The sequence below is a fragment of the Psychromicrobium xiongbiense genome, assembly GCF_030271165.1.
Taxonomy (GTDB): Bacteria; Actinomycetota; Actinomycetes; order Actinomycetales; family Micrococcaceae; genus Renibacterium; species Renibacterium xiongbiense.
In genome coordinates this window covers 25287-40559 of sequence record NZ_JASSZH010000006.1, presented here as the reverse complement: position 1 = coordinate 40559, position 15273 = coordinate 25287, and the positions used below count along the sequence as shown (strand labels likewise).

General features: G+C 64.2%; 12 protein-coding genes and 1 pseudogene. 11 read left to right on the top strand and 2 right to left on the bottom strand.

What is annotated here, in order from left to right; genetic code table 11:
• Positions 1-92: 92 nt before the first annotated feature.
• The gene (locus tag QQM37_RS02365) at positions 93-1706 is read right to left on the bottom strand and encodes a PrsW family intramembrane metalloprotease (RefSeq protein ID WP_285724633.1); all 1614 of its coding nucleotides are present in this window, start codon (positions 1704-1706) and stop codon (positions 93-95) included.
• Between the two features lie 136 nt (positions 1707-1842).
• Here QQM37_RS02365 and pyrR point away from each other — a divergent pair, with 136 nt between their 5' ends.
• Genes pyrR through pyrF form a run of 7 tightly spaced genes read left to right on the top strand, consistent with a single transcriptional unit; the run spans position 1843 to position 10711 of the window.
• Positions 1843-2466, top strand: coding sequence for a bifunctional pyr operon transcriptional regulator/uracil phosphoribosyltransferase PyrR (gene pyrR / locus QQM37_RS02360; protein ID WP_285724632.1), 624 nt, complete (start codon positions 1843-1845; stop codon positions 2464-2466).
• Positions 2463-3488: an aspartate carbamoyltransferase catalytic subunit gene (locus tag QQM37_RS02355; RefSeq protein ID WP_285724630.1), complete on the top strand. Its 1026-nt coding sequence runs from the start codon at positions 2463-2465 to the stop codon at positions 3486-3488. The genes pyrR and QQM37_RS02355 overlap by 4 nt, the downstream gene beginning before the upstream one ends.
• Complete coding sequence (locus tag QQM37_RS02350) at positions 3485-4807, top strand: dihydroorotase (protein WP_285724628.1); 1323 nt, start codon at positions 3485-3487, stop codon at positions 4805-4807. The genes QQM37_RS02355 and QQM37_RS02350 overlap by 4 nt, the downstream gene beginning before the upstream one ends.
• Positions 4807-5346: a PH-like domain-containing protein gene (locus tag QQM37_RS02345; RefSeq protein WP_285724626.1), complete on the top strand. Its 540-nt coding sequence runs from the start codon at positions 4807-4809 to the stop codon at positions 5344-5346. The genes QQM37_RS02350 and QQM37_RS02345 overlap by 1 nt, the downstream gene beginning before the upstream one ends.
• Before the next feature lie 13 nt (positions 5347-5359).
• On the top strand, positions 5360-6547 hold the full coding sequence (carA, locus tag QQM37_RS02340; RefSeq protein WP_285724624.1) for a glutamine-hydrolyzing carbamoyl-phosphate synthase small subunit: 1188 nt from the start codon (positions 5360-5362) through the stop codon (positions 6545-6547).
• Positions 6547-9855, top strand: coding sequence for a carbamoyl-phosphate synthase large subunit (gene carB, locus QQM37_RS02335; protein WP_285724622.1), 3309 nt, complete (start codon positions 6547-6549; stop codon positions 9853-9855). Before carA ends, carB begins: the two co-directional genes overlap by 1 nt.
• Positions 9848-10711 (top strand): orotidine-5'-phosphate decarboxylase, encoded by an 864-nt coding sequence (pyrF, locus tag QQM37_RS02330; RefSeq protein ID WP_285724621.1) that lies wholly within the window; start codon positions 9848-9850, stop codon positions 10709-10711. Before carB ends, pyrF begins: the two co-directional genes overlap by 8 nt.
• Before the next feature lie 86 nt (positions 10712-10797).
• On the opposite strand, the gene QQM37_RS02325 is transcribed toward pyrF, so the two are convergent.
• The gene (locus QQM37_RS02325) at positions 10798-12285 is read right to left on the bottom strand and encodes an MDR family MFS transporter (protein WP_285724619.1); all 1488 of its coding nucleotides are present in this window, start codon (positions 12283-12285) and stop codon (positions 10798-10800) included.
• Positions 12286-12578: 293 nt separating this feature from the next.
• Here QQM37_RS02325 and mihF point away from each other — a divergent pair, with 293 nt between their 5' ends.
• From mihF to coaBC, 4 genes and pseudogenes are all read left to right on the top strand, one after another.
• Complete coding sequence (gene mihF / locus QQM37_RS02320) at positions 12579-12905, top strand: integration host factor, actinobacterial type (protein WP_285724617.1); 327 nt, start codon at positions 12579-12581, stop codon at positions 12903-12905.
• 47 nt (positions 12906-12952) lie between these two features.
• Positions 12953-13561 carry a guanylate kinase gene (gmk, locus tag QQM37_RS02315; protein ID WP_285724640.1) on the top strand — a complete coding sequence of 203 codons (609 nt, stop codon included), beginning with the start codon at positions 12953-12955 and terminating at the stop codon, positions 13559-13561.
• 55 nt (positions 13562-13616) lie between these two features.
• Positions 13617-13871, top strand: a pseudogene (gene rpoZ, locus QQM37_RS02310) (DNA-directed RNA polymerase subunit omega); the annotation flags it as partial.
• A gap of 111 nt (positions 13872-13982) precedes the next feature.
• The gene (gene coaBC, locus QQM37_RS02305; RefSeq protein WP_285724615.1) at positions 13983-15251 is read left to right on the top strand and encodes a bifunctional phosphopantothenoylcysteine decarboxylase/phosphopantothenate--cysteine ligase CoaBC; all 1269 of its coding nucleotides are present in this window, start codon (positions 13983-13985) and stop codon (positions 15249-15251) included.
• Positions 15252-15273 lie beyond the last annotated feature (22 nt).

Genomic DNA, 15273 nt, shown 5'->3' with positions numbered 1-15273 from the left:
AAGTACTCCCCGACAGAGATTCAACAGTAGAGGGTGGGTCCCGGTATACCGGGACCCACCCTCTACTGTTGAATCTCTGTCGGGGAGTACTTCTACCCGAGGACTGAGGGGCGGAGCGCCGTGATCTGGTCCAGCAGCTCCTGCTCGTCATTCTGGTTCTGTCTCAGGTTCTTCCCGGTCAAAATGCGTTGCCGGATAGCGGCGAGGGTGGTGGAGGACCGGATGAAGTTCTTCATACTATGGCCGCGCCCTACACTGCGAGCCCAGGACATGGCGCTGCGGCGGCCCTGAGGAGTGGCGAGCATGGTGACTTCTTCCGGGGTGAACCAGCCTTGTTCCGCATACTCGGCCAGGCGACGATGCGTCAGCTTGGCCTCGGAACGGATCAGGAAGACCAGACCGACCACCCAGAGGATGATCAGCGGCATCTGGTACATCACGCATTGCAGGAAGAGCACACCCAGCTGGGCGGTGATGTCCGAGGTCGTGCTGAGCAGCCAGTCCAGATTGGCGCTGTTCCAGACCATGTGCAGGTACATGGCGGGAATCATGCCCAGGAAGAATGAACCGATGATGTAGCCGTTGCGACCACGTCTGGCAGCGAAGCCGATCATCAAACCGGTACAGGCGGTATAAAGTGCGTGACCGAAGGGGCTCAGAACGCCGCGGATCAGAAACAGGATGCCCACCAACATCGCGCCCTGGCCTTGTTCCTGCGATGCGGCAAATGCCTTGCCGAAGTACTGAATGTTTTCCGTGAAAGCGAAACCTGCGGCGATCACCGTCGCGTACACCACACCGTCCAGCGGCCCGTCCAGGTACTTCTTGGCGAACAGAGCGATCAGGAGTACACCCAGCCCCTTGGAGAACTCTTCGACCGGCGGTGCCTCAAAGGTGGCCAACCACTGACTGGCCTGGGCGCTGGTCAGCGTCTTGGGCATAAAGATGAAGATGTACACCGGCTGGATGAGCAAGGTGGTGCCAATGGAGCCCGCGATGCCCCAGAAGAGGGCAAAGCCCAGCATCCACTTGGGTTTCGGGTCCCATCGATCGATGATCCAGACCGAGGTCAGCACGGCGCAGAGCGGGAAGAGCGAGAGAATGAACCCGACCGTAATGCCGCCGACGCCGCCCGCCCGGTAGAGGTTCGGAAGGATGTAGAAGACGCCCAGCAGCGCAGCGACTGTTCCGGCGATACTCAGGAGCAGCACGATGTTGAGGCTGACCTTGGTCCGCTTGGCTTGTTGCTGCTGAGTCCAGATCGGTTGAATCGGCTGCTGGGCGTAACCATAGTTCGGGGCTGGCGTATAGCTCGTGGGGTCTACCCGGCCAAACATTGAGGGCGTGTGGGGATCCAGATACGGCTGTTCCGAGTACGCCCGAGCGTAGGGATCCTGAGCGTAGGGATTCTGAGCGTAGGGATTCTGTGCTGGATAAGTCTCCGCTGGCGCGTAACCGGGTGACGTTGCAAACTGTGCTCCTGGAGCTGGCTGCTGATAACCCTGGGTTGTGTAACCGTCATGCTGCCATTGGCCGTTCTGCCCCTGATTGTTCTGCCATTGGCCCTGCTGATCAGGAGCCGGCTCGTAGGCCTGCCCGGCGTAGTGCCCCGGGGAGGCCGCGTGGCTGCCGTAAGGCTGCGGATTCTGCCCAGGGGGATTCTGATCGGGGGCCGCCGAGGGGTTCTGCCAGTTCGGGGTACTCATGGCCCATACTTTACGCGAGAATGGCCCCGAAGGAAGAGTGTTGAGCCATGCTGTGGATAAACTGCTGTGGTAGTTTTGAACCCGGCATTGATCCGCTTTAATTCCGTCCTGTGAGGCGGGGAAGGGGGCAGGGCTGATGACTGACAACACAGCTGGGCTCACGCCTGTTGGTTCGGGTCGGGAAGTACTCTCGGCTGCGGATATCGATCGTGCGCTCACTCGCATCGCCCATGAAATTCTTGAGTCCGCTAAGGGCTCCACCGAGCTGCTTCTTCTGGGCATTCCTCGGAGAGGTTATCCGCTCGCGCAACGTCTGGCGCGCAAACTCGCTCAGGCTGAACCAGCCTTCGACCCGGCAAGCATGGTCGGGCAACTCGATGTCACGATGTTCCGGGACGACCTGTCCCGACAACCCACCCGGGCGCCACAACCCACGTACCTGCCGACGTCCGGCATCGACGGAAAAATCGTGGTGCTGGTGGATGACGTGCTGTATTCCGGTCGCACCATCCGGGCTGCGCTGGATGCCCTGGTGGATCTGGGCAGGCCCCGCGCCGTCCGACTGGCGGTACTGGTGGACCGGGGCCACCGTGAACTGCCCATTCGCGCAGACCACGTGGGGAAAAACCTTCCGACCTCCTCCAGTGAGCGGGTTCGCGTCCGGCTGAGTGAAACCGATCAGGTGGCCGATCAGGTCGTCATCGACAGTGAGCCCAGCGCCAGCAACACCATCGACGGCACTGGCCGGGGGCAGGCATGAGACACCTTCTCTCTACCGCGGATCTGAGCCTTGCCGATGCGCTGCAGATCCTGGATACCACCGAAGAGATGTCCAGCGTCGGCCAACGGGAGGTTAAAAAACTTCCCGCACTGCGCGGGCGGACCGTGGTCAATCTGTTCTTCGAGGACTCCACCCGCACCCGGATCTCTTTTGAGGCTGCCGCCAAGCGGTTGAGCGCCGACGTGATCAACTTCGCTGCTAGAGGTTCCTCGGTGTCCAAGGGCGAGTCGCTCAAGGACACCGCGCAGACCCTCGAAGCGATGGGCGCCGATGCCGTGGTCATCCGGCACCCGGCCTCTGGCGCACCCAAACGGCTGGCCTCCTCAGACTGGATCAACGCCGGTGTGGTGAATGCGGGGGACGGCACCCACGAGCATCCCACCCAGGCGCTGCTGGACGCCTTCACGATGCGGCGGCATCGGGCGCATAGTCTGGGAATCGAACCCGCCGGTACCTCTCTTGAGGGTTTCCGGGTCGTTATCGTCGGGGACATTCTGCATTCACGGGTTGCCCGCTCCAATGTCTGGCTGCTGCGCACCCTGGGTGCCCAGGTGACCCTGGTGGCGCCGCCCACGCTGTTGCCCGTCGGCGTCGAGCACTGGCCCTGCGAGATTGACTACGATCTGGACCGGGCGCTGGCCACCGAGCCAGATGCCGTCATGATGCTGCGGGTTCAGGCCGAGCGGATGCATGCCTCGTTCTTCCCCTCGGTGCGGGAGTATTCACGTCGCTGGGGGTTTGATGATCGTCGCCTGGCCACCCTCGACGCCCTGGGCGGCCCGGGTGCCATCGTGATGCACCCCGGCCCGATGAACCGCGGCCTGGAAATTTCCGCCGCCGCCGCTGATTCGGCCCGCTCCACAGTGCTGGATCAGGTGCGCAACGGGGTGTCAGTGCGCATGGCTGTGCTCTATCTGCTGCTCAGCGGCGGGGCGAAAACCGCAGAAACCTCATCCATCCCAGCAGCAATGCAGGCCAACCGAGCGGAGAACCAATCATGAGCACGACGGCGACCTATCTGATCCGCGGCGCACGGGTTCTGGGCGGCCCGGCACGGGACCTGCTGGTCCATGATGGGTATCTGGTGGCTCCCGACGAAGACCTTCTGAGCCGCGCCGAGGTCATCGAGGCCGAGGGACTCGTGGCCCTGCCAGGCATGGTGGACCTGCACACCCATCTGCGTGAGCCTGGCCGTGAAGACTCGGAGACGGTGCTGACCGGTTCGCAGGCTGCGGCACTGGGTGGCTTCACCGCTGTACACGCGATGGCCAACAGCTCGCCGGTAGCGGACACCGCCGGTGTGGTGGAGCAGGTGTACAGCCTGGGCCAGGAGGCTGGCTGGACCGAGGTTCGTCCGGTGGGAGCTGTGACTGTGGGGCTGGCGGGCGAGCGGCTGGCCGAGCTGGGCGCGATGGCGGATTCGCGGGCCCGGGTGCGCGTCTTCTCCGATGACGGCGTGTGCGTCAGCGACCCGGAACTGATGCGTCGCGCCCTGGAATACGTCAAGGCCTTCGACGGGGTGATTGCCCAGCACGCCCAGGAGCCCCGACTGACCGTTGGTGCCCAGATGAACGAGGGCGTGGTGTCGTCCGAGCTGGGGCTGGCCGGCTGGCCGGCTGTTGCGGAGGAAAGCATCATTGCCCGCGACATCCTGCTCGCCGATCACGTGGGCTCCCGGCTGCATATCTGCCACCTGTCCACCGCTGGCAGCGTCGAGATTCTGCGCTGGGCCAAATCCCGGGGCATCCAGGTCACCGCTGAAGTGACCCCGCATCACCTTCTGCTCACCGACGAACTGGTTCGCAGCTACGATCCGGTCTACAAGGTCAACCCGCCATTGCGTACGGCGGAGGACGTCCATGCCCTGCGCCAGGCTCTGGCCGACGGGACCATCGACGTCGTCGGCACCGACCATGCACCGCACCCGCGGGAGGCCAAGGAGTGTGAGTGGGCCCAGGCCGCCATGGGCATGACGGGCCTGGAAACGGCGCTCTCCGTGGTCCAGCACACCATGGTGGACACCGGGCTGCTCGACTGGGCAGGCTTTGCCCGGGTCACCTCACAGACCCCGGCACGCATCGGCCAGCTGCCTTGGCAAGGGGGCAACCTCGAGGTGGGCGAGAGCGCCAACCTGATCCTGGTCGACCCGCAGGCCCGCCGCACGGTCAATCCGGAGGCGATGGCCACCAAGGGACGCAATTCGCCGTTCGCCGGGCTGGAACTGCCCGGAGCGGTCGTGGCGACCTTCCTGGGCGGTCACCCGGTGGTGCTCGATGGCGCTCTGGCCACCGCGCGGGTCCCATCCTCAGGGCAGGTGTGATGGATCGGCTGGGAGGCATCCTCCTTGCGGTGGCGATCATCGTGGTCCTCTGTGGCCTGATGGCGCTGGGCTGGCGGCATCGGCGATCACGTCAGGGTGCCGCGCCGGAACTGCCGGCCGTCCCCGAGCTGGGTGAGGCTGAGCTCGGCGCCGCCGGGCAGTACATCTGCACCACGACGGCGGGGGACTGGCTCGACCGGATCGTCGCGCACCGGCTGGGCTTCCGTGGCCCGGTTCAGGCTGAAATCCATCCCGAGGGACTGCTCCTGCTCCGAGGGTCCGCCCCGACGCTGTTCATCAATACCACCTCGATCACCGAGGTACGCTCCGAGCCCGGAATGGCGGGCAAGTTCGTCGGTCAGGAGGGGATTCTGGTGGTGAGCTGGCTCTGGGGAGAACGAGCAGTGGATACGGGGCTGAGGCTGAGGTACGCCGCAGAACGCGAACCTTTCCTGCAGGCCCTGGCCGCCGCGATCCCGGAACCTCCGGAAACTCCGACCCCCCATCGTTTTGTTGTCTCCACCAAAGATCAGAAGTAGCAGAGGACACGCCATGATCCACGAATTGACTCCAGCCGTCCTGATACTGGAGGACGGAACAGTCTTCCATGGCTCCGCCTACGGCGCTGTGGGAAGCACCCTGGGTGAAGCGGTCTTCGCCACCGGCATGACCGGGTACCAGGAAACCATCACCGACCCTTCCTACGCCCGGCAGCTGGTCGTCCAGACCGCCCCGCATATCGGCAATACCGGGGTCAATGACGAGGATGCCGAGTCCCGGAAGATCTGGGTCGCCGGGTACATTGTGCGCGATGCCGCCCGACGCCCCTCTAACTGGCGCTCCCAGCGGAGCCTGGACGAGGAGCTGGAAACCCAGGGCATTGTCGGCATCCAGGGCGTGGACACTCGCGCCATCACCCGTCACCTGCGCGAGCGAGGCGCGATGAAGGCCGGAATCTTCTCCGGCGAGGCGATCACCAGCCCCCCCGAGATGCTCGAGGTGGTGCGCCAGAGTGCGTCCATGGAAGGATCGGCGCTGGCCGAGGAAGTCAGCGTGGATCAGGCATATGTGGTGGAGCCCGCCGACCACGGCTGGGCGGGCCCGGTCCGGCACACCATCGCCGCCATCGACCTGGGCATCAAAGCCATGACACCGACCCGTTTTGCCGAGCGCGGGGTCCGGGTGCATGTACTGCCGGCCACCGCCACCCTGGAGGACGTCAAAGCCGTCAGCCCGGACGGCTTCTTCATGTCCAACGGCCCGGGGGACCCGGCCACTGCGGATGCGCAGGTCGCCCTGCTGCGGTCGGTGCTGGATGAGCGGCTGCCCTACTTCGGCATCTGCTTCGGCAACCAGATCCTGGGCCGCGCCCTGGGTTTTGGTACCTACAAGCTCAAATACGGCCATCGTGGCATCAACCAGCCGGTGATGGACCGGAAGACCGGCAAGGTGGAAATCACCTCGCAGAACCACGGGTTCGCCGTGGATGCCCCCATGGATGGCGCCAGCCAGGCACCGGAGCAGCGCTTCGGCCGGGTGGAGGTCAGCCATGTGAGCCTCAACGACCAGGTGGTCGAGGGACTGGCATGTCTGGATATTCCGGCCTTCTCCGTCCAGTACCACCCGGAGGCGGCAGCCGGCCCGCACGATGCAGCCTACCTCTTTGACCGCTTCATCGAGCTGATGGATCAGCAGAGTTCGATCGAACAGAACACCGCACAGAATCAGGACGCCAAGTAATGCCCAAACGTACCGATCTCACCAGTGTCCTCGTCATCGGTTCCGGCCCGATCGTCATCGGTCAGGCTGCGGAGTTCGACTACTCCGGCACCCAGGCCCTGCGCGTTCTGAAGGAGGAGGGGCTGCGCGTCATCCTGGTCAATTCAAACCCTGCGACCATCATGACCGATCCCGAATTCGCCGATGCCACCTATGTGGAGCCGATCACCCCTGAGGTGGTCGAGAAAATCATCGCCAAGGAGCGCCCGGACGCGATTCTGCCGACACTGGGTGGCCAGACCGCGCTGAACACCGCGATCGCGCTGGACAAGAACGGCGTGCTGGCGAAGTACGACGTCGAGCTGATCGGAGCGAATATCGCCGCCATCGAGCTCGGTGAGGACCGCGAGAAGTTCAAGGGCGTGGTGGAGCGCTGCGGTGCCGAATCCGCCCGCTCGCATATCATCCACACCCTGGATGAGGCCTTCGTTGCGGCGGAGGATCTTGGCTATCCGATGGTCGTCCGCCCCTCCTTCACCATGGGAGGGCTCGGATCTGGTCTGGCCTACAACGAGGACGATCTGCGCCGCATCGTCGGCCAGGGTCTCCAGTACAGCCCCACCACCGAGGTGCTGCTCGAAGAGAGCATTCTGGGCTGGAAAGAGTACGAACTCGAAATGATGCGGGACAAGAACGACAACGTCGTGGTGGTCTGTTCGATCGAGAACTTCGACCCGGTCGGCGTTCACACCGGCGATTCGATCACGGTGGCGCCCGCACTGACGCTGACCGACCGTGAGTTCCAGAAGCTGCGCGACGTCGCCATCGCTGTGATCCGTGAAGTCGGTGTGGACACCGGTGGCTGTAACATCCAGTTCGCCATCGACCCGAAGACCGGCCGGGTGGTGGTGATCGAGATGAACCCCCGGGTCTCCCGGTCCTCAGCGCTGGCGTCCAAGGCCACCGGCTTCGCCATCGCCAAAATCGCCACCAAACTCTCCCTCGGCTACACCCTGGATGAGATCCCCAACGACATCACCCAGAAGACACCGGCCTCCTTCGAGCCGACTCTGGACTATGTGGTGGTCAAGGTTCCACGGTTCGCCTTCGAGAAGTTCCCGGCTGCGGACCCGACGCTGACCACCACCATGAAGAGCGTGGGCGAGGCCATGGCAATGGGCCGTAACTTCACCGAGGCGCTCCAGAAGGCCCTGCGCTCCCTGGAGCAGAAGGGCTCACAGCTGGACTTCAGCCCGGTCCCGGAATGGGAAGTAGCGGAGCTGGTGGAGAAGGCCAAGCGCCCGACGACGGAACGACTCCACCAGGTGCAGCGGGGACTGTTGGGTGGGGCGACCGTGGAGGATCTGTACGAGGCCACGAAGATCGACCCGTGGTTCCTGGACCAGCTGCAGCTCTTGAACGAGATCTCGGCCGCCATCCGCACGAGCGCCAATCTGACTCCGGAGATCCTGCAGCTGGCCAAGCGCCATGGCTTCTCCGATGAGCAGATCGGAGCCCTGACCCACCACAGCGAGGCCGTGGTGCGCGGGGTGCGGCATGCCCTGGGGATCCGTCCGGTCTACAAAACGGTGGACACCTGCGCTGCTGAGTTTGCCGCGTACACGCCCTACCACTACTCCAGCTACGACCTGGAGGACGAGGTCGGCCTGCACGCCAAGCCCTCTGTCATCATCCTCGGCTCGGGACCGAATCGCATCGGACAGGGCATTGAGTTCGACTACTCCTGCGTGCACGCCTCGATGGCGCTCCGCAAGGCCGGCTACGAGACCGTGATGGTCAACTGCAACCCCGAAACCGTCTCCACCGACTACGACGTCTCCACGCGGCTCTACTTTGAGCCGCTGACTCTGGAGGACGTGCTGGAAGTCATCGCGGCGGAGGAGCGCACCGGTGGTGTGATGGGCGTGTTCGTCCAGCTTGGTGGTCAGACCCCGCTCAAATTGGCGCAGCAGCTGGCCGATGCCGGCGTGCCGATCCTCGGCACCTCACCTGAAGCGATCGATCTGGCTGAGCACCGGGGTGCTTTTGCCCGGGTACTGGACCAGGCTGGCCTGATCTCCCCGAAGAATGGCACCGCCGTCTCCTTTGAGGATGCCAAGAAGATCGCCGACGAGATCGGCTACCCCGTGCTGGTGCGGCCCTCCTACGTTCTGGGCGGGCGGGGGATGGAGATCGTCTATGACGAGCCCAATCTGTCCCGCTACATTGCCAATGCGACCGAAATCACCCCGGATCACCCGGTGCTGATCGACCGCTTCCTGGAGGATGCGGTGGAGATCGACGTCGATGCGCTCTTCGACGGCACCGACATGTACCTGGGTGGAATCATGGAGCACATCGAGGAGGCCGGCATTCACTCCGGTGACTCGGCGTGTGTGCTGCCGCCGGTGACCCTGGGCTCCACCGTGATTGAGCGGGTCCGGACCGCAACCCGGGCCATCGCCGAAGGTGTGGGGGTGCGCGGGCTGATCAACATCCAGTTCGCTCTGGCCTCAGATGTGCTGTACGTTCTGGAGGCGAACCCACGAGCCTCGCGGACCGTGCCCTTCGTCTCCAAGGCGACCGGCGTGCAGATGGCCAAGGCCGCGGCGCTGATCGGCACCGGCGTCACCATCCATCAGCTGCGCACTGCCTACAAGATGCTGCCGGAAACCGGCGATGGCGCCAGCCTGCCTCCCGAGGCACCGTTCGCCGTCAAGGAGGCCGTGCTGCCCTTCAGCCGGTTCCGGACCCCGGAAGGAGCGGTCGTGGACTCGCTTCTGGGCCCGGAAATGCGCTCCACGGGCGAGGTCATGGGCATCGACAAGCACTTCGACACCGCTTTCGCCAAGAGCCAGGCTGCGGCCAATAACGCTTTGCCCACCGGCGGGAAGATCTTCATCTCGGTCGCCAATCGGGACAAGCGCGCCGTCATCATGGGGGTCAAACGGCTCTCCGATCTGGGCTTTGAGATCGTCTCCACGGGCGGTACGGCGGAGGTGCTGCGCCGTAACGGCATTGCGGCCACCCCGGTGCGGAAGGTCGCCCAAGGCAGCAGCGCCGAGGGGGAGGGCACCATCGTCGACCTGATCGTCGCGGGGGAGATCGACATGGTCTTCAACACTCCCTCCGGCGGTGAGGCGCGCGGCGACGGCTACGAGATCCGCGCCGCCGCCACCTCGATCGGCATTCCGTGCATCACCACGGTGGCCGAATTCAACGTCGCGGTGCTCGCCATCGAGGCCCTGCGAAGCTTCGACTGGTCGGTGACCAGTCTGCAGGAACACGAATCAGCCCTGCGTGCTGCCATGGACGCCCGGAATGTCTGAGCAGCTCAGTTTCGGGGCGCGCCTGGCGGCCGTGATGGCCTCCCGTGGCCAGCTGTGTGTGGGTATCGACCCCCATCCGGGCACGTTGGCCATTTGGGGACTGGAGGACTCGGTCACCGGGCTGAAGGAGTTCTCGTTACGGATGCTGGAGGCTGCCGCCGATCGGGCTGCCGCCATCAAGCCTCAGGTGGCCCTGTATGAGCGGCACGGCTCGGCCGGCATCGCCGTTCTGGAAGGTTTGCTGGCCGATGCCGCCTCGGCAGGTGTGCTGACGATTGCCGACGCCAAGCGCGGTGACATCGGCTCCACGATGGCGGCCTATGCGGACGCCTGGCTCTCACCGGATTCAGCGCTGGCGGCTGATGCCGTGACCCTGAGCCCCTACCTCGGTTTCGAATCGCTCCGGCCGGCCCTCGATCTGGCGCAGGCGCAGGCACGCGGCGTCTTTGTGCTGGCCCTGACCTCCAACCCGGAAGGGGCCAGCGTCCAGCATGTGGGTGCCGATGAGGATGAGGGCGCGGTGGCGCGGAGGATCACCGAGGCTGCGGCCGCGGAGAATGCTGTCGAAAGGGCACGTACGTTGGCGCAGCTGGGGTCCACCGGCCTGGTGATCGGCGCCACGGTCGGCGCAGCGGTGGAGCGCCTGGGACTGGATCTGCGCGGCATGGGCGGGCCTATCCTGGCACCGGGACTGGGAGCCCAGGGGGCCAGCGGGGCGGATCTGCGGAGCGTCTTCGGTGCCGCCTACCCCCAGGTTCTGGCCACCTCCAGCCGTGGCATTGCCGATGCCGGTCCAGACCATGAGGCGCTGGCCGGGGCCGTCGAGGCAACCCTGGCTGATTTGACGAGCGACTGAGCGCCAGCTGAATCAGCCGTGACAGGTGCCCACCGAGCTTGGTCTCAGGGGGCACCTGTTGCTGTTTGACGGCAAGTGCTCGGCGGTCAGTGTCCGCCCGCCGGGGCGCCATCGGGGGATCCTTCAGGAGCCGCTGGTTTGTGAATGAAGAAGGCCACTCCGATGGTCAGGGTGAAGAGGATCGCCCCGAGCAGGAAGGCCGTGTGCACCCCGTTGGCGGTGGCTACTTCGCTGCTGGCACCCAGATCACGCTGGGATACTGCCTGGGCACTCATGACGGCCACGAAGAGGGACGTTCCGGCAGCACCGGCCACCTGCTGCACCGTTCCGACGATAGCCGAGGCGTGGGAGTACAGCTGGGGGCTGACCGAGCCCATACCGGCCGTGAACAGCGGGGTGAACGTCAGGCCGAGACCCAGGCTCAGCAGGATATGCATGGCCATCACGAAATACGGTGAGGTGTCCACCGAGACCAGGGTCAGCAGCCAGAGCACCACGGTGACCAGGGTGGTTCCGGGAACGAGCAGCCAGCGGGGCCCGTAGCGGTCGTAGATTCGCCCGACCAGCGGTGCGCTCAGACCCATGAGGAGCCCGCCCGGCAGAAGCATCAGCCCGATGGTCACGCCCTCGAGGTGGAGTGCCTTCTGCAGGTAGATCGGCAGGAGAATGACGGTGCCGAACAGTGCCATCATGGCCAGCGCCATCATGATCACGGTGGCAGTGAAGTTTGCGCTACGGAAGGTTCGCAGGTCGAGCAGGGCATCATTGACCTTCTGCAGGAAGCGTTGCCGCACCACGAAGACGGTCAGCGCCACGACACCTACCGCAAGAGCAATGATCATGATCCCGGTCTCGGCGCCCAGATGGCTCAGCTGACTGAGTCCGTAGACCAGCGAACTGAATCCGATGGCCGAGAGAATCACCGACACCAGATCCAGCGGGGCCCTGCCGGGCTCATTGACATTACGCACATAGCGGGCTCCGATGAGCAGCATCAGCAGGGCAATCGGCAGCACCGCCCCAAACATCCAGCGCCAGGATCCCAGGGAAAGCAGCAGACCGGCGACGGTCGGGCCGATCGCGGGAGCCACTGCGATGACAATGCTGATATTGCCCATGGTGGTGCCGCGGGATTCCTCCGGAACCAGCTGCATGATGGTGGTCATCAGCAGCGGCATCATGATGGCGGTTCCGGTGGCCTGGATGACGCGCGCGAGGAGAAGCACAGGGAATCCCGGCGCCAGAAGCGCCAACAGTGTGCCGAGACAGAACAGGGTCATAGCCAGAAGGAAGACCTGACGGGTGGTCAGTCGCTGCAGAAGGAATCCGGTCATCGGAATCACCACGGCCATGGTCAGCATGAACGCGGTAGAGAGCCACTGGATGGTGGGTTCATCCACGCCGAGGTCGTTCATCAGGGGAACGAGGGCGACACTCATGATGGTTTCATTGAGGAACACCACGAAGGTGGCCGCAAGCAGCAGGCTGATCACCACAAAGTTCCGTCGCCTGAGGTTCTCTGCGACCGATGGCACGGGGGCTCCTACGGCAGAGGCCATGCTGGGCTCGGACATGATTCTCCAGTCCTGTGGACGAGGTGCGGCGGATGATGCGATGAAGAGTTGTGGTGAAGATAAGTGCAGTGTGAGGGAGCTTATTCCAGGGCGCCGACACTTTGCGAAGGCCGGACGGAACGGACGATGGGTGGCGCAGCAGAACTTCTGCCTCTGGCTCGGGAACTGCGGATACCCCTGATGAGCGGCCAAGGATTGATTTTGCCGTGTGTAAACCGATAAGTTCGATCTTATTCTCTGACTACATGTCCGCGCCCCCGGACATCCCTTTGGACATCATCGAGTGAGGTTCTGTGAGTTTGCGACCGCTGACCAGCGAAGAAAGATCCTCGGCGCTTGCTAAAGCGGCTCAGGCGCGCACCATACGAGCCGAAGCAAAGGGCCGGGTCAAATCGGGTCTGGTGACGCTCAGCGAGCTTTTCGATCAGGCGGACACTGTGGAAGCCCTGAGTCGGCTGCGAGTGACCGAGCTGCTGGAGGCCCTGCCCGGCATCGGACCGGTCCGTGCAGAATCCATCATGGCCCGGGTCGGTATTTCCGCGACCCGGCGCATACGCGGACTCGGCATTCACCAACGCCGAGCACTGATCGACCTCCTCGAGAACGTTCCGAGCAATTGAGCGGTTTGCGTTCTGCTGCCGAGCAGCTCTCCGTGCCCGCCTTCCCGGTGCCCAGGGCACGGACGACAGCTGCGAAAACAGGACACGGGCTGACCGTTTTGGCTGGCCCGACGGCGGTCGGCAAGGGCACAGTGTCGACCTTTGTGCGGGACAACTATCCCGAGGTATGGCTCTCCGTCTCCGCCACGACCCGTGTGCCCAGGCCCGGGGAACGGGAGGGTGTTCACTATTTCTTCAAAACCCCCGAGGAGTTCGATCAGTTGATCGAGGACGGGGCATTTCTCGAATGGGCTGTGGTCCATGGACAGAACCGCTACGGCACCCTGCGTTCCACCGTGGAGACCGCGGTCGCCGAGGGGCGCTCCGTGCTGTTGGAGATTGATCTTCAGGGGGCACGCCAGGTCAAGGAGGCGATGCCGGAAGCAACTTTCGTCTTTTTGAGCCCGCCGAGCTGGGAGGAGCTGGTGCGTCGACTGATCGGACGCGGCACCGAATCCGCCCAGGAACAGCAGAGACGCCTCGATACCGCTAAAATAGAACTTGCTGCCGAGCCTGAGTTCGATCACACCATCGTCAATGACCGTGTGGACCGGGCGGCGGCCGAACTTGTTTCCCTGATGGGAATCGCTGGAACGACCGTCTCAGCGCAAGCCTGAACCTTGATGGAGCCGGTGGTGCACCGCCGATTCCTGACGAAAATTTGGAGTATTTGTGTCACATCCCGAAGGCATCATCAACCCGCCGATCGATTCCCTGCTGGAGGCAGCGGACTCGAAGTATGGCCTGGTCATCTTTGGTGCCAAGCGGGCCCGGCAGATCAACGCGTACTACGCACAGCTGCACGAGGGCCTCTTTGAGTACGTCGGGCCGCTGGTTGACACCACGCTGAACGAGAAGTCGCTCTCGATCGCTCTGCGCGAGATCAACGAAGGGCTGCTCGTTGCCAAGCCCATCGCCGAGACTGAGGTGCTGAGCGAGTCCATCTCCGGGCAGATCGGACTGGACAGCGATCTGGGCGATATCGCTGACCTGGCCGACGACGCCGACTGACCAGCGGCAGAAGCGGCTTCCTGAGCCATGCGGATCGTCCTCGGCGTGACCGGAGGGATCGCTGCCTATAAGGCGGCGACCCTGCTACGGCTGTTTACGGAGCACGGCCATGAGGTGACGGTGGTTCCCACCGATAATGCGCTGAACTTTGTGGGCGCTGCCACTTGGGAGGCCCTGTCCGGCCGCCCGGTGAACACCTCGGTCTTCGAGAGGGTTGACCAGGTCAATCACGTCCGACTGGGCCATCAGGCCGAGCTGGTCGTGGTGGCGCCGGCCACCGCGGATTTGCTTGCGAAGGCCGCCCATGGTCTGGCGGACGACCTGCTCACCACGACCTTGCTCACGGCGACCTGCCCGGTGCTCTTTGCCCCGGCGATGCACACCCAGATGTGGGAGCATCCGGCAACAGTGAGCAATGTTGCATTGTTGCGGTCGCGGGGCAGCCAGGTGCTGGATCCGGCGAGTGGCCGACTGACGGGCAGCGATTCTGGGCCAGGACGGCTGCCCGAGGCGGAAGATATATACGCCGCGGCTATGAACCTGATGGATCCTGCACCGACGGAGAGGCCCTTATCCGGTAAGCGCCTGGTGGTGACGGCCGGAGGCACCCTGGAACCACTGGACCCGGTGCGCTATCTGGGGAACCGTTCATCCGGTAAACAGGGCTTGGCCGTGGCGCAAGCAGCCCTGACCGCTGGCGCAGAGGTTGAACTCCTGGCAGCTCATGTAGAGGTTTCCCTGGCGGAGTTCGCCAGCCACCCGCGGGCCACGCTGAGGCGAGTCGAAACTGCGGCGGAGCTTCAGGAGGCCCTCGGCACGGCCCTTGACCGTGCGGACGCGATTGTGATGGCCGCAGCGGTCGCGGATTTTCGACCTGCCGTCATCGCGGGTTCCAAGATCAAGAAGCGCGATGACGGAAGTTCGCCCAGTCTTGAACTGGTCCGCAACCCGGACATCCTGGCGGAACTGGCCCGGGACCGTGCGCGTCGCGGGACCGAGCGTCCGCTGATCATCGGATTTGCCGCAGAGACGGGCGATGACCAAGGTAGTGTGCTGGACTATGCCCGCGCCAAGCTGGAGCGCAAGGGGTGCGATCTCCTAGTGGTCAACCCGGTGGGTCACGGTCGGGTCTTCGGGCAGGAGACGACTGAGGTGACCATCCTGCGTCGCGAAGGACTGCGGGGGGCCCATAGCGAGCAGGGCGCACCACAGGCACTGCTGGGTACGAAGACCGAGGTTGCCAAGGCACTCACGGCGGAGATTGCGCGGCTTTTGGCCGTGACGACTACTGGATGAACCTTGCGTTCTGCGGTCTGAG